The following is a 19879-nucleotide window of genomic DNA, read 5'->3' as shown; positions in this document are numbered from 1 at the left end:
GTCTGGCCAGCATCGTCGGCGACATGGCGCGCGTGCACCTGTCGGGCCAGCCCGACAACCGAACGGCCAGGTGGCGGGATGGGTCCGGACCCGCCCGGACACCAGGCTCGACGGCATGACCGCAGACACCCTCGTGCTCCCGCCGATGGCCGCCTCCCCCGCCCCGGTCCGCGCCCGCCGCGGGCTGTTCCGCGGGCTCGGGCTGGACACCGGTTACGCCCTCGCCTCATTCCCCCTGGCGATCGCCGCCTTCGTCGTCGTGCTGACCGGCCTGGCGCTCGGCGCAGGGCTGCTCGTCGTCTGGATCGGCGTCGCCGTCCTCGCCCTCACCCTGGTCGCCGCGCGCGGGCTGGCCGTCGCCGAGCGCGCCTGGCTGCCCGCCGTCCTCGACCGGGACCTGCCCCGGCCGCAGTACCTGGGGCCGGAGGGCTCGCGGATCCGGCAGCTGCTCACCCCGCTGCGCGATCCGCAGTGCTGGCTCGACGCGCTGCACGCCCTCGTGCGCTTCCCGTTCGCGATCCTCGCCTTCGTCGTCACCGTCACCTGGTGGTCGGTGGCGCTGGGCGGGCTCACCTACTGGGCGTGGGACTGGTCGCTGCCCGACCCCTCGACCGACCCCGGCAACGAGGACCTGCTCGAGCTGCTGGGGGTCGAGTCCTCCGCCGGCCGGCGGATCGCCTTCTACGCCGTGATCGGGCTGGTGTTCGCCGTCCTCCTGCCGTTCGCGGTGCGCGCCGTCGCGCTGCTGCAGGCGCAGGTCGGCCGGGCGCTGCTCACCTCGCGCGGCGCCGCCCAGGCCGAGATCGGCCGGCTCGCCCGCGGCCGCGACGCCGCCGTGGCCGCCGAGGCCGTGGCGCTGCGCCGGCTGGAGCGCGATATCCACGACGGCCCGCAGCAGCACCTGGTGCGCCTGGGCATGGACCTCGCCCGCGCCCAGCGCCAGCTCGAGCGCGACCCCGCCGCCGCCCGGGCCACGATCACCGAGGCCGCCGGCATGGCCCGGGAGGCGCTGGAGGAGCTGCGCGCGCTGTCGCGCGGCATCGCTCCGCCGGTGCTCGCCGACCGCGGGCTGGCCGCCGCCCTCGCCGCGCTGGCCGCCCGCTCCCCAGTGCCCGTGGAGCTGGCCGTCGACCTGCCCGGCGAGCGGCTGGCGCCGGTCGCGGAGAACACCGCCTACTTCGTGGTCAGCGAGGCGCTGGCCAACGCCGCCAAGCACAGCGGCGCCACCGTCTGCCGGGTCGAGGTGACCCGCACCGACGGCACGCTGCGCGTGGTCGTCGAGGACGACGGCACCGGCGGCGCCGTGCTCGCCCCCGGCCACGGGCTGGCCGGCCTGGCCGACCGGCTGCGCGCGGTGGACGGCGTCCTCGCCGTCGACAGCCCGCGCGGCGGCCCCACCCGGCTGACCGCCGAGCTGCCGTGCCGGTGAGGGTCGTGCTCGCGGAGGACTCCGTGCTGCTGCGCGAGGGCCTGGTCCGCCTGCTCGAGGAGGCCGGCACCGTCGTCGTCGCCGCCGTCGGCGACGGGCCGGCCCTCGTGCGGGCGGTGGCCGAGCTGCACCCGGACGTCGCCGTCGTCGACGTCCGGATGCCGCCGACGCACACCGACGAGGGCCTGCGCGCCGCGGTCGAGGCGCGCCGGACGGTGCCGGGGACGGCGGTGCTCGTGCTCTCCCAGTACGTGGAGGTCGCCTACGCCGACGAGCTGCTCGCCGACGGCCGCGGCGGGGTCGGCTACCTGCTCAAGGACCGGGTGGCCGACCTCGACCAGCTGCTCGCCGCGCTGGAGGACGTCGTGGCCGGGGGTACCGTGCTCGACCCCCAGGTGGTCGCCCAGCTGTTCGCCCGCCGCCGCGCCGACGACCCGGTGCGCCGGCTCACCCCGCGCGAGCGCGAGGTGCTCGGCCTGATCGCCGAGGGTCACTCGAACACCGCGATCGCGCGGCAGCTGGTGGTGACCCCCGGCGCGGTGGAGAAGCACACCCAGCGGATCTTCGCCAAGCTCGGACTGGCCCCCGACGAGGACCGCAACAGCCGGGTCATGGCGACGCTGGCCTACCTGCGCTCCTGACGCCCCGCGTCGAACGCCTGCCGCAGCCGGGCGGGGGCGCGCAGCCGCCAGGCCTCGGTGAGCAGCTCGGCCAGCTCCGCCCGGTCCACGGCCGCGAGGTCGGCCACGACCATCGTGGAGTTCCGGTAGTGGTGCGGCACGGAGAACACCTCCGGCCGCTCGGCCGACAGCGCGGTGTTCTCCCCCTCCGCCAGCCGGATCGCCACCCACGTCTCCTCGGGCGGCATCGAGGCGAAGATCTTGTCCTCCACCCGCAGGCAGGCCATGTCCCACGCGGGGCGCTCGGTGGCCTCGGGGAGGGCCAGGGCGATCGCCCGGACGTCGTCGGGGGTGGCCGGCACCGCTCAGCCCTCCCGGCCCAGCGCGCGCTCGATGTTGGCCGCCATCCGGCTGAGCACCAGCACGGTGCGCTCGTACTCCTGCCGGGACAGCCCGTCGGCGACGTGCCGGCGCACCCGGTCGATGCCGCGGCCCAGCCGGTCGTGCGCGACCTGCCCGTCCGGGGTCAGCGCCACGGGGTGCTGCCCGGTCACCCAGCCGCGGCCGGCCAGGTCGGCGAGGACCGCCCCGACGTCGCCGTCGAAGTCGGCCAGGGCCGCGGCGAGCTCGGCGCCCCCCGCCGGCGCCTCCGCCAGCGAGTGCAGCACCTGCCAGTGCCGGCGGGTCAGCCCCTCCCCGGCGACCGCGGTGTCCACGACCTCCTCGAGGAGCGTGTCCAGGTGCCGGACCCACCAGCCGATCGGCCGGCGCTGCGGATCCCCCGCGGTCATGCGCGCGCCACTCCCCGGTTGGCCTCGTGCGCCTCGACGAGCAGGTCGACGACCTCGTCGTCCACCTCGTCGACGGTGGTCAGCGGCACCCGCACCGAGCAGTCGCCGTTGCCGATGCTGCGCGCGGCCAGGAGCCGGCCGCCCGGCTCGCGGCCGGGCAGCCGCAGCCCGAGGTCGACCCGCGTGCGCGTCGAGGCCTGGACGACGGCGAAGGTGCGCCGCGGGCCGACCAGCGACACGTAGCCCTTGCGGGCCTGCACGTGCACGCCGTCCATCCCGGCCGCGATGCCGACGACGGCGTCGTACACCGGGCGCAGCGCCGGTCTGGCCGCGTACTGCGCGTCGACCAGCTCGTCGGCGGTGGCGGTCAGGAAGTCGGGATAGCCGAAGCGCTCCATCACCAGCACCATCTGGCCGTACCCGGTGATGCCGCGCTCGGCGAGCCAGGCGCGGACCTCCGGCTCGGTGCCCAGGCCGGTCCCGCGCACCCGCGCGGCCCAGGTCGCGACGTCGTCCCCGGTGCTCGCGACCAGCCGCTGCTCGATGCCGGCCAGCATCTCCGCCCAGCTGCGTGCCCTCGTCACCGTCCCATCCTCGCCCGCGAACCCGGTCGCGTCCCGTCGGTGGCTCCCGGTAGACATCCAGGGGTGATCGACGCCGCCGAGCTGCGCCCCGTCCGTCCCGAGGAGTGGCCCGCCTTCGCGGCCGCCATGATGCAGGTCTTCGGGGAGGACCCTCCCGCGTCGTTCCTGGAGAAGCCGACGGCGGTCGCCGAGCTCGACCGCACGCTGGCGCTGTTCGACGGCGAGCGCGTCGTGGCCACCTCCGGCATCTACAGCCGCGAGCTGACCGTGCCCGGCGCGCTCGTGCCGTGCGCCGGGGTCACCTGGGTGACCGTCTCCCCCACGCACCGCCGGCAGGGCGTGCTCACCGCGATCATGCGGCGGCAGCTCACCGAGCTGCACGAGCAGCAGCGCGAGCCGGTGGCGGCGCTGTGGGCGTCGGAGTCCTCGATCTACGGCCGGTTCGGCTACGCCCCCTCGGCCTGGCGCGGTGGGCTGTCCGGCCGTACCCGCGACCTCGCCCTGCGGCCCGACGTCGACCTCGGCACCGGCCGGGTCGTGCCGGCGTCGCGGGAGGAGTACCTGGCCGCCGCGCCGGGCGTGCACGAGCGGCTGCGCCGGTGGGTGCCGGGCAACCTGGCCCGCAACCCGGGCTGGTGGGAGCGGCTGGTGCGCGACGACCGGTCCGAGCGCGACGGCGCCACCCCGCTGCAGTTCCTGCTGCACACCGAGGCCGACGGCCGGGTCACCGGCTACGCCGCCTACCGCGTGAAGATGTCCTGGACCGACGGCGGCCTGCCCGAGGGCACGGTGCACGTGCAGGAGGTCCGCGGCGAGGGGACGCCGGCCTACGCCGCCCTGTGGCGGTACGTGCTCTCGCTGGACCTCGTCCGCACGATGCGCGCTCCGATGGCGTCGGCCGACGAGCCGCTGCGGCACCTGCTCGCCGACCGGCGGGCGCTGGAGAGCCACCCGTCGGAGTCGCTGTGGGTGCGGCTGGTCGACGTCGACCGCGCGCTGGCCGCCCGCCGCTATCCCGCGCCGATCGACCTGGTGCTCGAGGTGCGCGACGACGTCTGCCCGTGGAACGCCGGCCGGTGGCACCTGGCCGGCCACCCGGCGGGCGGCTACTGCGGGCGCACCGACCGCGACCCCGACCTCGTGCTCGACGCCGAGGCGCTGGCCGCGGTCTACCTGGGCGGCGTCTCGCTGGCCACGCTGCACGGCGCCGGCCGGGTCACCGAGGTGAGCCCGGGCGCGGTCACCCTCGCGGCGACCGCCTTCCGCTGGCCGGTCACCCCCTGGTGCCCGGACGACTTCTAGCTCCCCAGCCCGTCGAGGAAGGCGATCAGCAGCCGGTTCACCGTGTCCGGCGCCTCCATCTGCAGGAAGTGCCCCACCCCGGGGACGACCTCGACCCCGACCAGGCCGGGCACCTCCGGCCGCATCCGGTCGATCGAGTCGGCGCCCAGCATGATCTGCACGGGGTCGCGCTCCCCGGTCAGGAACAGGGTCGGCACGGTGACCGGCTCGTCGGGGCGGGCCTGCTTCTCCCGCCAGACGGCGTCGAAGGCGCGGTACCAGTTGAGCCCGCCGGTGAAGCCGGTGCGGGTGAAGGTGTCCACGTAGACGGCGAACTCCGCCGCCGACAGCCACGGCCACGGCAGCGGCGGCGCCGGGGGCAGCACGTCGAGGTAGCCGCGGCCCTCGCTGGGGTTGAGGAAGACGTCGAGGTAGCGCCCGGCGCCGCTGAGCGCCCAGAGGACGCGGGCCAGGAACCCGGCCGGGTCACCCGCCAGCTCCCGGTCGGCCACGCCCGGCGTCTGGAAGTAGTGCATGTGCAGGAAGTGCCGCTCGGCGACCGCCCGGAAGCCCTCGCTCGGCAACGAGGGCGAGGTGCGCTGCCGCGGCACGCTCAGCGGCGCCAGCCCGCGCACCCGGCCCGGCGCCCACTGCGGGAGGTCCCAGGCGAGGGTGGCACCGAAGTCGTGGCCGACGAAGACGGCCTGCTCGACGTCCAGGGCGTCGAGCAGGCCGACCAGGTCACCGGCGGTGCGGGTCCGGTCGTAGGCGGCGGGGTCGGCCGGGGCGTCGCTGCCGCCGTAGCCCCGCATGTCGGGGGCGATCGCCCGGTAGCCGGCCGCGGCGAGCGCCGGCAGCTGGTGGCGCCAGCTGTAGGCCAGCCCGGGGAAGCCGTGGCAGAGCACCACGGCCGGCCCCTCGCCCTGCTCGAGCACGCGGAGCCGGATGTCGCCGACGTCCACCAGCCGCTCGGTGGCGCCGGGCACCTGCCCGGTCGACTGCTCCTGGACGTCCATCGGCTCGGGCTCCCGTCGTCGGCGTGTGAGGTGCACCACCCTCGTGCAGCGCACCTCCCGCCGGCACCGGTCGTCCCGGTGGGTGGGCGGCCTCAGCCGGCGTCGATCTCCGAGTGCGTGGGCAGGCCGCCGGCCGGGCGGTGCCGGTCGCGCTCGTAGTCGGCGATCAGGCCGATCCGGCGCACGTGCCGCTCGTCCTCGCTGAACGGGGTGGCGAGGAAGTGCAGCACCAGCTCGGTGGCCTCCTCCACGCTGTGCTGGCGGGCGCCGATGGCCACGACGTTGGCGTCGTTGTGCTGGCGGGCGAGCTCGGCGGTCGAGCGGTTCCACACCAGCGCCGCCCGGACGCCGGGCACCTTGTTCGCCGCGATCTGCTCCCCGTTGCCCGAGCCGCCGATGACGACGCCGAGGCTGCCCGGCTCCACGACGGTGCGCTCGCCGACGGCGAAGCAGAACGGCGGGTAGTCGTCCTGGGCGTCGTACTCGAACGCCCCGCAGTCGACGGGCTCGTGCCCGGCCTCGGTGAGCGCCTGCTTGAGGTGCTCCTTGAACTCCAGCCCGGCGTGGTCGGTGCCGACGAAGACGCGCATGGGGTCGAGTCTGTCAGGCTCGCTCCGTGGCGGTGCTGGGCGTCGACGGGTGGCGCGGCCAGTGGGTCGGCGCGCTCCTGGACGGCCGGTCGGTCACGCTGCTGGCGCTGCCCGACGCCGCCGCCGTCCTCGCCGTGCCGGGGGTCGAGGTGCTCGGCATCGACATGCCGATCGGGCTGTCGGAGGACGGCGTCCGCGTCTGCGACACCGCGGCGCGGGACGAGCTGCGCGGCCGCGGCGCCGCCGGCTCGGTGTTCCCCGCCCCGGTGCGCGCCGTCCTCGGCGCGACCGACTACGCCGACGCCCGCCGGCGCTCGGTCGCGGCGACCGGCGGGCGGTCGCTGTCGGCGCAGACGTTCGCGCTGGTGCGCTCGATCCGGGACGTCGACGACGCGCTGGGCGACCCGCCCGACCCGCGGGTGCACGAGGTGCACCCCGAGCTGGCCTTCCGGGAGCTGGACGACCGCGTGCGCGACCCCAAGGCGAGCGCCCGCGGCCTGGCCCAGCGGCTGCGCGCCCTCACCGCGGTCGCAGACGTGCTCGACGCGCTCGCCGCCGCGCCGTCCCGGCTGCCGGTGGTCGACGCGCTCGACGCCTGCGCCGCCGCCTGGTCGGCCCGGCGGATCGCCGAGGGGACGGCGTGCTCGGTCGGGGACGGCGGGGTCGACGCGCGGCGTCGTCCGATGCGCATCTCCTGGTGACGGCCACGGTTCGTGCACGAACCGTCGTCCCGCTGCCCCCGACGCCCCGGTTCGTGCACGAACCGTGCCCGCGTCTCACGTCAGGCGGCGGACCACCGGCAGCGGCAGCACCCGCAGCAGCGCCGACACCGGCCGCCACGGCCACTCGGGCACGTAGGCGCGCACCGGCTCCCGCTCGATCGCGGCGGTGAGCGCGTCGACCCCGGTGTCGAGGTCGACGGTGAACGGGCCGCGCCGGCCGACGTTGAAGTCGGTCGCGATGTAGCCCGGCAGCACGGTGGTGACCCGGATGCCGGTGCCGAGCAGGTCGGCGCGGATGCCCTCGGCCAGGGAGTTCAGCGCGGCCTTGCTGGCGCCGTAGGCGGTGCGGGTGCCGTGCATGCCGCGGATCGAGGCGACCGAGGAGATCAGCACGAGGTGGCCGGAGCCCTGCGCGCGGAACAGCTCGACGGCCGCCTCGCACTGGGCGTGGGTGCCCAGCACGTTGGTGTGCAGCACGGTGCGGTTGGCCCGCGCGTGCCCGGTGCCGACCGAGCCGCCGAGCCCGAAGCCGGCGTTGGCGACGAACCGGTCGAGGCCGCCCAGCTCGGCGGCGAGCGCGGGCACCACTTCGGCGACGGCGTCGGCGTCGTCCACGTCGAGGGCGGCGGTGACCACCCGGATGCCGGGGTGCGCGGCGAGCAGCTCGTCGCGGAGGGCGTCGAGCCGGTCCAGCCGGCGGGCGGCGAGGGCGAGGTCGCGGCCGCGCGCGGCGAAGCGGCGGGCCATGCCCTCGCCCAGGCCGGAGCTGGCGCCGGTGATCAGGATGCGCTGGCGGATCGGTCGCGGCATGCGGCCAGCATGGACCGGAGTGCGGGAGGCGAGGAAACCTCGCCTCCCGCACTCCGTCACCTGCGCGTCAGCTCGAGGGTGTCGGCCGGCACCGAGGACATGTCCGGGCCGGACGTGCGGGTGCGCTTGAGCTCCCAGAAGTCGGGCAGGTTGGCCAGCAGGACCGCGCCGTCGAAGGCCTTGCCGGCCTCCTCGCCCGTGGGCACCTTGCTGATGACCGGGCCGAAGAAGGCGACGCCGTCGATGTGCATGACCGGGGTGCCGACGTCCTCGCCGACCGGGTCCATGCCGGCGTGGTGGCTCTTCTCCAGCGCCTCGTCGTACTCGGTGGAGCCGGCGGCCTCGGCCAGCTCGGCGGGCAGGCCGACCCGCTCGAGCGCCGGGGCGACGATGTCCTCGAGCTCGACGCCCTCGTGGTGGCGCAGCGTGCCCATGGCCGTGTAGAGGTCGCCGAGCACCTCGTCGCCGTGCTGCTGGGCAGCCGCGATCGCGACGCGGACCGGGCCGATGGCCTTGGTCATCATCTCGCGGTACTCCTCCGGCAGGTCGCGCCCGCGGTTGAGCACCGCCAGCGACATGACGTGCCAGTGCAGGTCGATGTCACGCACCTTCGCCGCCTCCAGGACCCAGCGGCTGGTGAGCCAGGCCCACGGGCACAGCGGGTCGAACCAGAAGTCCACGCGCGCCTTCACCGGCGCGCTCTGCACTGCCTCGGTCATCCGTCGGTCTCCTCGTGCTCGGATCCGGCGCGTCGCGCGCCGGTACGTCCTGTTCGGCTGCCAAGTCCCTGATCGGCTCCGGGATTCCCGTCGTCCCCGGGACGCCGCGAGTGGTGTCGCTCCCCCGTGGGAAGCTCCCGGACGTGGCTGTACCCAACCTGACCCGCGACGACGCCGCTGCCCGCGCCCGGCTGCTGGCCGTCTCCGGCTACGACCTCCAGTTCGACCTCACCGACGGCGCCGGCCACCCGGGGGTGGGCACCTTCCGGTCGACGACCACCGTCGAGTTCACCTGCCGCGAGCCCGGGGCCGGCACCTTCATCGACCTCGTGGCCGAGACGGTGCGCTCGGCGACGCTCAACGGCGTGGAGCTCGACGTCTCCACCTACACCGAGGAGGGCGGCCTGCCGCTGCCCGGCCTGGCCGAGCGCAACACCCTCGTGGTCGACGCCGACTGCCGGTACAGCAACACCGGCGAGGGCCTGCACCGCTTCGAGGACCCGGAGGACGGCCAGGTCTACCTCTACACGCACTTCGAGCCGGCCGAGGCCAAGCGGGTCTTCGCCTGCTTCGACCAGCCCGACCTCAAGGGCACCTACACCGTCCACGTCATCGCGCCGTTCGACTGGCAGGTCGTCTCCAACACCGGCGGGCGCACCATCGAGGCCGGCCCGGCCGGGTCGCAGCTGGTGCACTTCGAGCCGACCAAGCGGCTGTCGACCTACCTGCTCGCGCTGATCGCCGGGCCCTACGCCCGGGTCACCGACTCCCACGACGGCATCCCGCTGGGGCTGTACTGCCGCGCCTCGCTGGCCGAGCACCTCGACCCCGACGAGCTGTTCGAGGTCACCAAGCAGGGCTTCGACTTCTACCACCGGGTGTTCGACTACCCGTACCCGTTCGACAAGTACGACCAGCTGTTCGTGCCGGAGTTCAACGCCGGGGCCATGGAGAACGCCGGGGCGGTCACGTTCCTGGAGGACTACGTCTTCCGGTCCAAGACCAGCCGGGCGCGCTACGAGCGGCGCGCGGAGACGATCCTGCACGAGCTCGCGCACATGTGGTTCGGCGACCTGGTGACCATGCGCTGGTGGGACGACCTGTGGCTCAACGAGTCCTTCGCCACCTACATCAGCACGCTGTGCCAGGCCGAGGCGACGCAGTACACGACCGCCTGGACGACGTTCGCCAACACCGAGAAGGCCTGGGCCTACGCGCAGGACCAGCTGCCCTCCACCCACCCGATCGCCGCCGACATGGTCGACGTCGCCGCGGTCGAGGTGAACTTCGACGGCATCACCTACGCCAAGGGCGCCTCGGTGCTCAAGCAGCTGGTCGCCTACGTCGGCCGCGACGAGTTCCTGGCCGGCATCCGGCGGTACTTCCGCAAGCACGAGTTCGGCAACACCACGCTGGCCGACCTGCTCGACCCCCTGTCGGAGGCCACCGGCCGGGACCTCTCGCAGTGGTCGGAGCAGTGGCTGCAGACCAGCCAGGTCAACACCCTGCGCCCGGTGTACGAGCTGACCGACGACGGCCGGTACGCGAGCTTCGCCATCGAGCAGACCGCGGTGCCCGAGCACCCGGTGCTGCGCCGCCACCGGCTGGCCGTCGGCCTGTACGGCACCGGCCCCGGCGGGCTGACCCGCACCTCGCGGGTGGAGCTGGACGTCGACGGCGCCCGCACCGAGGTGACCGAGCTGCTCGGGCACCCGGCCGCGGACCTCGTGCTGGTCAACGACGACGACCTCACCTACGCCAAGCTGCGGCTGGACGACCGCTCGCTGGCCACGCTGCGGACGGCGATCGGCACGATGCCCGACTCGCTGGCCCGCGCGCTGTGCTGGTCGGCGGCGTGGGACATGACCCGCGACGCCGAGCTGCCCGCCCGCGAGTGGGTGCAGCTGGTGCTGGCCGGCATCGACGCCGAGAGCGAGATCAGCGTGGTGCAGTCGCTGCTGGCCCGCGTGCAGAGCGCGCTGGCCTCCTACGCCGACCCGCGCTGGGCCGACGTCGGGTGGGCGGCGCTGGCCGACAAGGCGCTCACCGCGCTGCGCGCCGCGGCCCCGGGCAGCGACGAGCAGCTGCAGTGGTCGCGCACGCTGGCCGCGGCCGCCCGCACCGAGGAGCACGCCGCCGTGCTGCGCGGCCTGCTGGACGGGTCGGAGGTCATCGAGGGCCTGGCCGTCGACGCCGACGCCCGCTGGGCGTTCCTCAACGGGCTGGTCGCGATCGGCGCGGCCGGCGACGCCGAGATCGACGCCGAGGCCGAGCGCGACGCGACGGCCACCGGCGTGCGGCGGGCGGCCACCGCTCGGGCGCTGCGCCCGACGGCGGAGGCCAAGGAGGACACCTGGCGGCGGGCGTTCACCGACGACAGCATCCCCAACGCCGTGCACGAGGCGATGCTCGCCGGGTTCTGGCACCCCGCGCAGCGGGAGCTGACGGCCGGCTACGTCGAGCGGTACTTCGCCGACATCCGCCCGCTGTGGGACCGCCGTCCCGGCGAGATCGCCAAGAACGCCGTCCAGTACCTGTTCCCGCCGGTGGTCGAGCTGCGCACCGTGCGGGCCGCCGACGAGTGGCTGGCCGGCGCCGAGCACCCCGCGCCGCTGCGGCGGCTGGTGGCCGAGGGCCGCGACGGCATCGCCCGGGCGCTGCGGGCCCGCGAGCGCGACGCCGCCGAGCAGGGCTGAGAACGCGGCAGAGCCCGGCCGGACCTGACGGTCCGGCCGGGCTCTGTCGTGGCGTCCACGGCCCCGTCCAGAGGCTCGTCCCGAGCGTGCGAGGGACGAGGAGGACGGGGTCCTCAGTGGGTGCGCAGGCCCCGCGGGTGGCCGGCCTGGTCGGACATCTGGCGCAGCCCGTTGACGATCCCGCCGACGAGGTCGCCGGCGGCGAAGGAGTTCGTCATCGACAGCACGGCCAGCGCGCAGGCGCGGTCGGGCAGCCGGCGCGAGGCCGCGGAGCCGGTGACGACCTCCACGACCCGCTGCCCCGGCGAGACGGCGACCAGCACCGACTCCGCCGGGTTGCCCCCGGAGGTCGCGTGCAGGTCCTCCGCGCGGTTGCGGGTGCGCGGGCCGAGGTCGCCGATGTAGAGCGTGAAGCGCAGGCCGGTCTCGCGCGAGGACATCGTCAGCGCCTCGTCGAGGCGGGCGAGCTCCTGGTACGTGAAGATCGCGTCCGGCCGGCCCTCCTCGTGGCGGGTCGGAGCGGTCTCGCTGGTCGCCGTGTCGTGCGGCTCGGCCTGCAGGACGCGGGTCATCGCCGGCCTCCGGGAGTGGGGTGGGTGGGGATCGGGGCGGTCATCGGGTCACCAGGTCCCGCGGGCGCCGCCGAGCGGGCCGGCCTTGACCGGGGCGTGCCCCGCGGCGCTGGCGCCGTGGCTCCGGGCGGACGAGCCGTGGCCGGACTCGATGGCGTGGGGCTCGCCGTAGACCGACGACCCGATCGCCTGGGTGTCGGCACCGTGGTGGGCCGGCTCCTCGCGCACGGGGTGCGGCTCGTACCAGACCGGCGGGAAGTCCCACGGCTGGCCGGACTTGTAGCGGACCCGCTTCTCCCGCCCGGGCACCAGCGTGAGCAGGGCCAGCAGGAGGAAGACAGCCAGCGGGATGCCCACGAAGACGAGGATGGTCTCGACGACGCTCACGGTCCCCGACCCTACCGGCTGGGGCCGCTCAACCCGCGACGGCGTCCCACCCCGGCGGGTGTCGGTGCGCCCACGGCCGGGCCTGCTCCAGCTGGGCCGACAGGGCCAGCAGCGTCGCCTCGTCGGTGGGGCGCCCCACGAGCATGGTGCCGACCGGCAGCCCGTCCGGCGTCCACCACAGCGGCACGCTGACCGCCGGCTGGCCCGTGACGTTGTAGACCGCGGTGTAGGCGGCGTAGCGCTTCTGCCGCTCGAAGTCCGGCGCGCCGGCCCCGTCGGCGCCGAACCAGTCCAGCGGCCGCGGGGTCATCGAGCACACCGGCGACAGCAGGACGTCGTAGCGCGCGGTGGCCCGCACCCAGCGCCGGGCGAACAGCCGCAGCGCGGTCAGCGCCTCCATGGCGTCGCGGGCCGACAGCGCCAGCCCGCGGTCGCGCAGCTCCCGGGTCAGCGGCTGCAGGTCGCCGACGCGGTCCGGCGGTACCGGCAGCATCGTGGCCGACAGCGTCCACGACCGCTCGAAGGCGGCGACCACCTCGGGCGTGAGGGGCGGGCGCGGCAGGTCCTCCACGTCGTGGCCCAGGTCGGCCAGCAGCTGCGAGGCGTCCTCGAAGGCGGCGCGGACGTCGTCGTCCACCCGCGCACCGGGCATGCCCGACTCCAGGTAGCGGCCGATCCGCAGCCGGCCGACCGGCCGGTCGGCGTAGCCGAGGAAGGTCTCCCCCGGCGAGGGCGGCGGCGCCCAGGACGCGTCGCCGACGTCGGGGCCGGCCATGGCGTCGAGCATCGCGGCCGCGTCGCGGACGGTGCGGGCGAGCGGGCCGTTGGTGCCCAGGCCCGTGACGTCCACGCCGAGCGGGGCGTTGGTGATCCGGCCCCGGCTGGGCTTGATGCCGAACAGCCCGTTGATGCCGGCGGGGATGCGGATCGAGCCGCCGCCGTCGCTGCCCTGCGCGAACGGCACCAGCCCCGCGGCCACGGCGACCGCCGCGCCGCCGCTCGAGCCGCCGCCGGAGCGCGTGGGGTCCCACGGGCAGCGGGCCGGGCCGGCCAGCTCGTTGTCGGTGTAGCAGGGGAAGCCGAACTCGGGGGTGTTGGTCTTGCCGAGGCTGATCGTGCCGGCGGCGGCCAGCCGGGTGACCACGACGTCGTCCACCTCGGGCACGAAGTCGGCGAACACCGGGGAGCCGAAGGTGGTGCGCACGCCGGCGGTGTTGTTGAGGTCCTTGACCGCCGTCGGGACGCCGAGCAGCGGGGGCAGCTCCCCGCCGCGGCGCAGCAGCTCCTCGGCGGCCGTCGCCGCGTCCAGCGCCGGGACGGGCGTGACGGTGAGGAAGGCACCCAGCCCGCCGTCGAGGGCGTCGATGCGGGCGAGGGAGTGCTCGACGAGCTCGGTCGGGCTCACCTCGCCGGCACGGACGGCGGCGGCCTGCTCGAGCGCGCTGAGGTCGTGCAGCTGGGTCACGGACCCCGACGCTAGCGCCCGCGGGTAGACAGGGCCGGTGGAGCTGACCCGGGCCGCCGCGCAGGCGCGCGACGCCATCGATCCGCTGGCCGGGTTCCGCGGCCGGTTCGCCGGGGTGGACGACGGCGTCCTCTACCTCGACGGCAACTCGCTGGGCCGGATGCCGGTCGACACCCCGGCCGCCCTGGCGCGGGTGGCCGAGGAGCAGTGGGCCCGCGGGCTGGTGGGCTCGTGGTCGTCGTGGATCTCGCGGGCGGTCGAGGTCGGCGACCTCATCGGCACCGGCGTGCTCGGCGCCCGGCCCGGCGAGGTGCTGGTCTCGGACTCCACCTCGGTCGACCTCTACAAGCTGCTGGTCGCCGCCGTCGACGCCCGCCCGGACCGCGACGTCGTCGTGGTCAGCGCCGACGACTTCCCCACCGACCGCTACATCGCCGCCGGGGTCGCGCGGGCGCGCGGCCTGACGCTGCGGCAGGTGGCGGCCGACGTCGACGAGGGGCTGTCGCCCGACGCGCTGGCCGCCGTCCTGGACGAGCGGGTCGCCGTCGTCGTCCTCTCGGCCGTCGCCTACCGCTCGGGCGCCCTGCCCGATCTGGCAGCGGTCACCCGGCTGGTGCACGACGCCGGCGCGCTCGTGCTGTGGGACCTCTCGCACGCGGCGGGCGCCGTGCCGGTCGAGCTGGCCGCGATCGGCGCCGACCTCGCCGTCGGGTGCACGTACAAGTACCTCAACGGCGGGCCGGGGGCGCCGGCGTTCCTCTACGTGCGCCGCGACCTGCAGGAGCAGCTGCGCCAGCCGATCTGGGGCTGGTTCGGCCAGCGCGACCAGTTCGCGATGGGTCCGGACTACGACCCGGTGCCCGGAATCGAGCGCTTCGCCGTCGGGACGCCGCCGGTGCTGGCGATGGCCGCGGTGGAGGTCGGCGCCGCGCTCGTGGCCGAGGCGGGGATCGACCGGCTGGCGGGGAAGGGCCGGGAGCTGACCGCGCTGCTGGTCGCGCTCGCCGACGCCTGGCTGGCGCCGTCCGGGGTGCGGCTGGCGTCCCCGCGGGATCCGGCGCGGCGCGGCGCGCACGTGAGCCTGACCCATCCGCAGGCCTGGCAGCTGACGCAGGCGCTGGTCGAGCGCGGCGTCGTCCCCGACCACCGCACGCCCCACCGGGTGCGGCTGGGCCCGGCGCCGCTGTACACGCGGTTCGTCGACGTCTGGGACGCGATGGACCGCTTCCGGCAGGTGCTGGCCGACGGCGCGCACGAGGCCTACCCCGCCGAACCCGCGCGGGTGACCTAGCCTTTCGCGCGCGAACGGCGGCTCAGCTGGGCTCGGGGGCGCCGATCGGGTTGCCGGTCGGCCAGTCCCCCGCGACGACGACCGCCCGCCGCACCGGCAGCAGCAGCTCGGCGAGGCGATCGCAGCCGGGATCGCCGAGCGCCCGCCACGGGCCCAGCGCCAGGCGGTCGGTGTCGGCCTCGATCGCGGCCACCATGGCCAGGCCCTCGCTGGTGAGCTCGCCGCCGTCCAGCCAGCCACGGCCGGCGAGCTCCGCCGCGGCGGCGTCCCACTCGTCCTCGGTCCAGCCGCGGGCCCTGAGCAGCCAGTCGCGGCTGGTGCGGCCGGCCGCGGCGGCGAGGACATGCGCGCCGAGCCCGGAGACCTCGCGCTGCAGCAGCGCCACGTTGTGCCCGTCGCCGCGGTGCTCGCGCAGCGTGGTGAGCGCCTGCCACAGCACCAGGTGCGGCTCGCCGGGGACCGCCAGCGCGGTGTTGGCGGCGGCCAGGGGCCGGCCGGCGACGTCCACGGCAGCCGCCGCCCTCGCGGCCAGCTCCATCGCCTCGACGGCGTCGTCGGAGGTCGGCCACTCGTCGCCCAGCACGCGGCGGACGGCGGCGTCCACCCCCGCCAGCCGGGCCTCCAGCGCGGCGGCCGGCGTCACCGACTCCCACACCGCGGGCACCCGCCGGGCCACGAAGCCCGGGGCGAAGTTGTAGAAGGTCGCGGTGACGACCTCGGGGCCGACCGGCCCCAGCGGGGCGGCGCGCAGCGCGAAGTAGGTCGTCCAGAAGCCGCGCAGCCCGGCGGCCTCCCCCGCGGCCCGGCACTCGTCGGCGAAGTAGGTGAGCGCGTGGAACGGCTCGCCCAGCACCCACAGCCGCCGGGCCGTGCCGGAGGAGGTCACCGACGGCCCCCTTGCAGGGGCCGGCCGCGAGCCCGCGAGCGGTGGGGGGCGAGGAGGTCCTGCCTCATGCGGAGACGCTCTCGGGGATGCCCAGCCACTCCCGCCAGCGCGGGTCCACGGTGCGGTGCCCGAGCAGCCGCCAGGCCGCCCCGCTCGGCGTGCTCGGCGGGTGCGGCAGCTTCCAGCCCAGCTCGGCCAGCGACCGGTCGGCCTTGGTGTGGTTGCACCGCCGGCAGGCGGCCACCACGTTGTCCCAGGTGTGCGTGCCGCCGCGGCTGCGCGGCACGACGTGGTCGATGCTCGTGGCCGAGCTGCCGCAGTACACGCAGGTCTGCCCGTCGCGGGTGAACACCGCCCGCCGCGACAGCGGCACCTGCGCCGGGTAGGGCACCCGCACGTAGCGGGTCAGCCGCACCACCACGGGCACCGGCACGCTGACCGTCTCGGCGTGCACGACGTCGTTCGCGCTGTCGACCGAGACCGCCTTCTCGGCCAGCACGAGCACGATCGCCCGCCGGCTGGAGACCACGCACAGCGGCTCGTAGGTGGCGTTGAGCAGGAGGGTCGCCCCCGTCGTCCCGCGCCCGGCCGGGGGCAGGGCGGAGACCGGAACGGGGTCGCGGCGCGGACCCGGATGGCCCGCGGACGACGACCCGGACGCTGGACGCGGCACGGATCACCTCCGGACGCCCCGGACCGCCGGGTGCTGCACGACCCGCGGGCGCTCCCATTCTGGCCCGCCGAGGCGCCATCGCGCTGCATGGATGCGGCAGCGGACCGTACGGTGGCCCGGATGCGCTATCCCGAGGCACCGCGGCTGGACCTCGTCGAGGACCTGCACGGACATCCCGTCGCCGACCCCTACCGCTGGCTCGAGGACGCCGAGGACCCGCGCACCCGCGCGTGGACCGAGGCCCAGGACGCCCTGACCGCCGAGGCGCTGGCCGCCCTGCCGATGCGCGAGGCGTTCGCCGCGCGGCTCGGCGAGCTGGTGCACGCCGGCGCCGTCGGCGTGCCGGTCTGGCGGGCCGGACGGGCGTTCTCCACCCGTCGCGACCCCGGCCAGGAGCACGCGGTGCTGCGGGTGCGCGAGCCCGACGGCAGCGTCCGCGTGCTGGTCGACCCCACCGCGCTCGACCCGGCGGGCACCACCACGCTCGACGCCTGGTCGCCGTCCTGGGAGGGCGACCGGCTGGCCTACCAGCTGTCCACCGGCGGGGACGAGGAGTCGCGGCTCTACGTGCTCGACGTCGCCACCGGCGAGGTGGTCGACGGGCCGGTCGACCGCTGCCGCTACTCCCCCGTCGCCTGGCTGCCCGGCGGCGAGGAGCTGTTCTACGTGCGCCGCCTGGCCCCCGGCCAGGTGCCGGCCGGCGAGGAGCAGTACCACCGGCGGGTGTGGCGCCACCGCGTCGGCGCCGACCCCGACGGCGACGCCCTCGTCCACGGCGAGGGTCTGGATCCCACCAACTACTACGGCGTGCGCACCAGCGCCGACGGCCGCTGGCTGGTCGTGTCGGCCTCGGCCGGCACCGCCCCGCGCGACGACGTCTGGCTGGCCGACCTGCACGGGGACGGCGCGCTGCGCGAGCTCCAGGTCGGCGTGGACGCGCAGACCTCGGCGTGGGTGGCCCGCGACGGCCGGCTGTGGCTGCTCAGCGACCGCGACAGCCCCCGCTGGCGGCTCGCGGTCGCCGATCCGGCCGATCCGGGCACGTGGGCCCCGGAGGCCTGGCGCGACGTCGTCCCGGAGACCGGGGACGCCGTCCTCTCCGACCTCGCCCTGGTCGACGGTCCGGACGGCGACCTGCAGGTGCTCGCCGTCCACTCCGTGGACGCCACCGACCGGCTGTCGGTCTGGGCCGCCGACGGCTCCGGCCGGCTCGGCGAGGTCGAGGGTCCGGGCGCCGGCAGCATCTCCGGGGTCAGCGCGCCGCCCGAGGGCGGCACGTCGGCGTGGGTCGGCTACACCGACTACGCCACCCCGCCGTCGGTCCTGCGCTGGGACGCCGCCGTCCCCGACCGGCTGGAGCCCTGGGAGGCCGCGGACGTCGCCGGGGCGGTGCCCCCGGTGACCGTGGTCGAGGAGCACGCGACCTCCCGCGACGGGACGCCGGTGCACCTGTTCGTCATCAGCTCGGCCGGCCGCCCGGACACGCCGCGGCCGACCGTCCTCTACGGCTACGGCGGCTTCAACGTCGCGCTCACCCCGGCCTACTCGGCGCAGGCGCTGTCCTGGGTCGCCGCCGGCGGGGTGTGGGTGGTGGCCAACCTGCGCGGCGGGTCCGAGCACGGCGAGGAGTGGCACCGCGCGGGGATGCGCGAGCGCAAGCAGAACGTCTTCGACGACTTCGCGGCCGCCGGCGAGCACCTGGTCGCCCGGGGGTGGACGACGCCGGCGCAGCTGGCGGTCATGGGCGGCTCCAACGGCGGCCTGCTGGTCGGGGCGACGCTGACCCAGCGACCCGACCTCGCCGCCGCCGTCGTCTGCAGCGCCCCGCTGCTGGACATGGTCCGGTACGAGCGCTTCGGCCTGGGCCGCACCTGGAACGACGAGTACGGCACCGCCGAGGACCCGGTCGAGCTGGGCTGGCTGCTGGGCTACTCGCCGTACCACGCGGTGCGCGAGGGCACCGCCTACCCGGCGGTGCTGTTCACGACCTTCGAGTCCGACACCCGGGTCGACCCGCTGCACGCCCGCAAGCTCGCCGCGGCGCTGCAGCACGCCACCGGCGCGGAGGCGCCGGTGCTGCTGCGGCGGGAGGTCTCGGTGGGCCACGGCGCCCGCGCGGTGAGCCGCACCGTCGGGCTGGCCGCCGACCAGCTGGCCTTCCTGGCGGCGCACACGGGCCTCGGTGCAGAACGTCCCGCCACATCCGTCACACCTGGCTGACTCGGCAGGTGGGACCTGCGACCATGGCTGTGATGAGCGCTTCACCGTCCGTGTTCGCTGCTGCCGACCCGGCGCCCAGCGTCCCGAGCTGCGTCGACGACCCGTCCACCCTGTGTGCGCGGGTCTACGACCTGTTCGGCCTGGACTGGCTGGCGGCCAACGCCGACGCGCTGATCGCCAAGCCGGCGCGGATCCTGCTCGTCGTCGTCCTCGCCGTCGTGGTGCGGGCGATGCTGCACCGGTCGATCCGCCGGCTCACCGCGCGCACCGCCACGGGCGCGATGCCGACGATCCTGCGGCCGTGGCGCCACCGCGCCCGCCGGGCCGACCCGGACGGCGTCGAGACGATCGCCGCCCGCCGCACCCAGCGGGCCGAGGCGATCGGCTCGGTGCTGCGCAGCATCGCCTCGTTCGTCGTCTTCGGGATCGCCGTGGTGCTCGTGCTCGGCGAGCTCGGGGTGAACCTGGCACCGATCATCGCCAGCGCCGGCGTCATCGGCGTCGCGCTCGGCTTCGGCGCGCAGAACCTGGTCAAGGACTTCATCGCCGGGATCGGGATCATCCTCGAGGACCAGTACGGCGTCGGCGACGTCGTCGACCTGGGGGCGGCCAGCGGCACCGTCGAGGCCGTCGGCCTGCGGATCACCCGGCTGCGCGACGCCCACGGCGTGGTCTGGTACGCCCGCAACGGCGAGATCCTGCGCGTGGGCAACAAGAGCCAGGGCTACGCGCAGGTGGTCATCGACATGCCGGTCGCCCACGACACCGACCTCGACGCCTGCCGGACGGCGATGCAGGAGGTCGCCGACGCCATGTACGCCGACGAGGAGTGGTCGGCCGTGCTGCTCGCCGAGCCCGAGTCGCTGGGCGTCGAGCAGATCACCGCCGAGGGCGTGATCATGCGGCTGCAGGTGCGCACCACCAACGCCGACCAGTGGCGGGTGGCCCGCGAGCTGCGGCTGCGGCTCAAGGAGCGCTTCGCCACCGACGGCATCCGCACCCCGCTCCCGCTGCTGGGCGCCGGCGCCGGGGGCGGGGGCGGGGGGGGGGGCGCCTGTTCCTCGAGCGGGCGGGCGGGCGCGGGGGGGGGGGGGCGGTGGCGTTAGGGGTGGTGGTGTTGGTGGCCG

General features: G+C 75.8%; 20 protein-coding genes. 8 read left to right on the top strand and 12 right to left on the bottom strand.

The window, feature by feature from the left end; genetic code table 11:
* Positions 1-115: 115 nt before the first annotated feature.
* A complete protein-coding gene (locus tag ACI79R_RS19120) occupies positions 116-1429 on the top strand; it encodes a sensor histidine kinase (protein WP_456575247.1) in 1314 nt (437 codons plus the stop codon).
* Positions 1426-2070, top strand: a complete 645-nt coding sequence (locus tag ACI79R_RS19115; protein WP_456575246.1) for a response regulator — start codon at positions 1426-1428, stop codon at positions 2068-2070. Before ACI79R_RS19120 ends, ACI79R_RS19115 begins: the two co-directional genes overlap by 4 nt.
* Here the strand turns inward: ACI79R_RS19115 and ACI79R_RS19110 are convergent.
* The 3 genes from ACI79R_RS19110 to ACI79R_RS19100 are packed head-to-tail and all read right to left on the bottom strand — an operon-like array spanning position 2055 to position 3424.
* Positions 2055-2411 (bottom strand): MmcQ/YjbR family DNA-binding protein, encoded by a 357-nt coding sequence (locus ACI79R_RS19110; protein WP_456575245.1) that lies wholly within the window; start codon positions 2409-2411, stop codon positions 2055-2057. The genes ACI79R_RS19115 and ACI79R_RS19110 overlap by 16 nt on opposite strands.
* A 3-nt stretch (positions 2412-2414) precedes the next feature.
* Positions 2415-2840 (bottom strand): hypothetical protein, encoded by a 426-nt coding sequence (locus ACI79R_RS19105; RefSeq protein ID WP_456575244.1) that lies wholly within the window; start codon positions 2838-2840, stop codon positions 2415-2417.
* Positions 2837-3424 carry a DUF5655 domain-containing protein gene (locus tag ACI79R_RS19100; RefSeq protein ID WP_456575243.1) on the bottom strand — a complete coding sequence of 196 codons (588 nt, stop codon included), beginning with the start codon at positions 3422-3424 and terminating at the stop codon, positions 2837-2839. Before ACI79R_RS19100 ends, ACI79R_RS19105 begins: the two co-directional genes overlap by 4 nt.
* A 63-nt stretch (positions 3425-3487) precedes the next feature.
* Here ACI79R_RS19100 and ACI79R_RS19095 point away from each other — a divergent pair, with 63 nt between their 5' ends.
* On the top strand, positions 3488-4726 hold the full coding sequence (locus tag ACI79R_RS19095; protein ID WP_456575242.1) for a GNAT family N-acetyltransferase: 1239 nt from the start codon (positions 3488-3490) through the stop codon (positions 4724-4726).
* Here ACI79R_RS19095 and ACI79R_RS19090 read toward each other — a convergent pair.
* Both ACI79R_RS19090 and ACI79R_RS19085 read right to left on the bottom strand, forming a co-directional pair.
* Positions 4723-5721: an alpha/beta fold hydrolase gene (locus ACI79R_RS19090; protein WP_456575241.1), complete on the bottom strand. Its 999-nt coding sequence runs from the start codon at positions 5719-5721 to the stop codon at positions 4723-4725. The genes ACI79R_RS19095 and ACI79R_RS19090 overlap by 4 nt on opposite strands.
* 92 nt (positions 5722-5813) lie before the next feature.
* Positions 5814-6311 (bottom strand): ribose-5-phosphate isomerase, encoded by a 498-nt coding sequence (locus ACI79R_RS19085; RefSeq protein WP_456575240.1) that lies wholly within the window; start codon positions 6309-6311, stop codon positions 5814-5816.
* A 26-nt stretch (positions 6312-6337) separates the two neighbouring features.
* Between ACI79R_RS19085 and ACI79R_RS19080 the strand changes: the two genes are divergently transcribed.
* Complete coding sequence (locus ACI79R_RS19080; RefSeq protein WP_456575239.1) at positions 6338-7012, top strand: DUF429 domain-containing protein; 675 nt, start codon at positions 6338-6340, stop codon at positions 7010-7012.
* Positions 7013-7087: 75 nt separating this feature from the next.
* Here ACI79R_RS19080 and ACI79R_RS19075 read toward each other — a convergent pair whose 3' ends face one another.
* Together ACI79R_RS19075 and ACI79R_RS19070 are read right to left on the bottom strand one after the other, a co-directional pair.
* Entirely contained in the window at positions 7088-7843 is a 756-nt protein-coding gene (locus ACI79R_RS19075; RefSeq protein ID WP_456575238.1) for an SDR family oxidoreductase, read from the bottom strand.
* 56 nt (positions 7844-7899) lie between these two features.
* Entirely contained in the window at positions 7900-8562 is a 663-nt protein-coding gene (locus tag ACI79R_RS19070; RefSeq protein WP_456575237.1) for a mycothiol-dependent nitroreductase Rv2466c family protein, read from the bottom strand.
* A 143-nt stretch (positions 8563-8705) separates the two neighbouring features.
* Here ACI79R_RS19070 and pepN point away from each other — a divergent pair, with 143 nt between their 5' ends.
* Positions 8706-11258: an aminopeptidase N gene (gene pepN / locus ACI79R_RS19065; protein ID WP_456575236.1), complete on the top strand. Its 2553-nt coding sequence runs from the start codon at positions 8706-8708 to the stop codon at positions 11256-11258.
* A 113-nt stretch (positions 11259-11371) separates the two neighbouring features.
* Here pepN and ACI79R_RS19060 read toward each other — a convergent pair whose 3' ends face one another.
* The 3 genes from ACI79R_RS19060 to ACI79R_RS19050 are packed head-to-tail and all read right to left on the bottom strand — an operon-like array spanning position 11372 to position 13682.
* Positions 11372-11830, bottom strand: coding sequence for a DUF5130 family protein (locus tag ACI79R_RS19060; RefSeq protein ID WP_456575235.1), 459 nt, complete (start codon positions 11828-11830; stop codon positions 11372-11374).
* A 48-nt stretch (positions 11831-11878) separates the two neighbouring features.
* Positions 11879-12217 (bottom strand): aa3-type cytochrome oxidase subunit CtaJ, encoded by a 339-nt coding sequence (ctaJ, locus tag ACI79R_RS19055; RefSeq protein WP_456575234.1) that lies wholly within the window; start codon positions 12215-12217, stop codon positions 11879-11881.
* Between the two features lie 28 nt (positions 12218-12245).
* A complete protein-coding gene (locus ACI79R_RS19050; protein WP_456575233.1) occupies positions 12246-13682 on the bottom strand; it encodes an amidase in 1437 nt (478 codons plus the stop codon).
* A 37-nt stretch (positions 13683-13719) separates the two neighbouring features.
* On the opposite strand from ACI79R_RS19050, the gene kynU reads away from it, so the two are divergent.
* Entirely contained in the window at positions 13720-14973 is a 1254-nt protein-coding gene (kynU, locus tag ACI79R_RS19045) for a kynureninase (RefSeq protein WP_456575232.1), read from the top strand.
* 22 nt (positions 14974-14995) lie between these two features.
* Here the strand turns inward: kynU and ACI79R_RS19040 are convergent, their stop codons facing one another.
* Positions 14996-15859 (bottom strand): SCO6745 family protein, encoded by an 864-nt coding sequence (locus ACI79R_RS19040; protein ID WP_456575231.1) that lies wholly within the window; start codon positions 15857-15859, stop codon positions 14996-14998.
* Positions 15860-15923: 64 nt separating this feature from the next.
* Positions 15924-16532 (bottom strand): HNH endonuclease, encoded by a 609-nt coding sequence (locus ACI79R_RS19035; RefSeq protein ID WP_456575230.1) that lies wholly within the window; start codon positions 16530-16532, stop codon positions 15924-15926.
* A 120-nt stretch (positions 16533-16652) separates the two neighbouring features.
* On the opposite strand from ACI79R_RS19035, the gene ACI79R_RS19030 reads away from it, so the two are divergent.
* Together ACI79R_RS19030 and ACI79R_RS19025 are read left to right on the top strand one after the other, a co-directional pair.
* Positions 16653-18752, top strand: a complete 2100-nt coding sequence (locus ACI79R_RS19030) for a prolyl oligopeptidase family serine peptidase (protein ID WP_456575229.1) — start codon at positions 16653-16655, stop codon at positions 18750-18752.
* Positions 18753-18784: 32 nt separating this feature from the next.
* A complete protein-coding gene (locus ACI79R_RS19025) occupies positions 18785-19858 on the top strand; it encodes a mechanosensitive ion channel family protein (protein ID WP_456575228.1) in 1074 nt (357 codons plus the stop codon).
* Positions 19859-19879 lie beyond the last annotated feature (21 nt).

The organism is Blastococcus sp. SYSU D00820 (genome assembly GCF_054050695.1).
The sequence above is the reverse complement of the archived record's forward strand: the minus strand, read 5'-3'. Positions and strand labels throughout refer to the sequence as shown.

Bases quoted from the DNA above. Each gene is read 5' to 3' on its own strand.
- ACI79R_RS19090 (WP_456575241.1), bottom strand. From the start codon at position 5,721: ATGGACGTCCAGGAGCAGTCGACCGGGCAGGTGCCCGGCGCCACCGAG.
- ACI79R_RS19060 (WP_456575235.1), bottom strand. From the start codon at position 11,830: ATGACCCGCGTCCTGCAGGCCGAGCCGCACGACACGGCGACCAGCGAG.
- ACI79R_RS19105 (WP_456575244.1), bottom strand. From the start codon at position 2,840: ATGACCGCGGGGGATCCGCAGCGCCGGCCGATCGGCTGGTGGGTCCGG.
- ACI79R_RS19030 (WP_456575229.1), top strand. From the start codon at position 16,653: ATGCGCTATCCCGAGGCACCGCGGCTGGACCTCGTCGAGGACCTGCAC.
- ACI79R_RS19075 (WP_456575238.1), bottom strand. From the start codon at position 7,843: ATGCCGCGACCGATCCGCCAGCGCATCCTGATCACCGGCGCCAGCTCC.
- ACI79R_RS19120 (WP_456575247.1), top strand. From the start codon at position 116: ATGACCGCAGACACCCTCGTGCTCCCGCCGATGGCCGCCTCCCCCGCC.
- ACI79R_RS19025 (WP_456575228.1), top strand. From the start codon at position 18,785: ATGAGCGCTTCACCGTCCGTGTTCGCTGCTGCCGACCCGGCGCCCAGC.
- ACI79R_RS19070 (WP_456575237.1), bottom strand. From the start codon at position 8,562: ATGACCGAGGCAGTGCAGAGCGCGCCGGTGAAGGCGCGCGTGGACTTC.
- ACI79R_RS19085 (WP_456575240.1), bottom strand. From the start codon at position 6,311: ATGCGCGTCTTCGTCGGCACCGACCACGCCGGGCTGGAGTTCAAGGAG.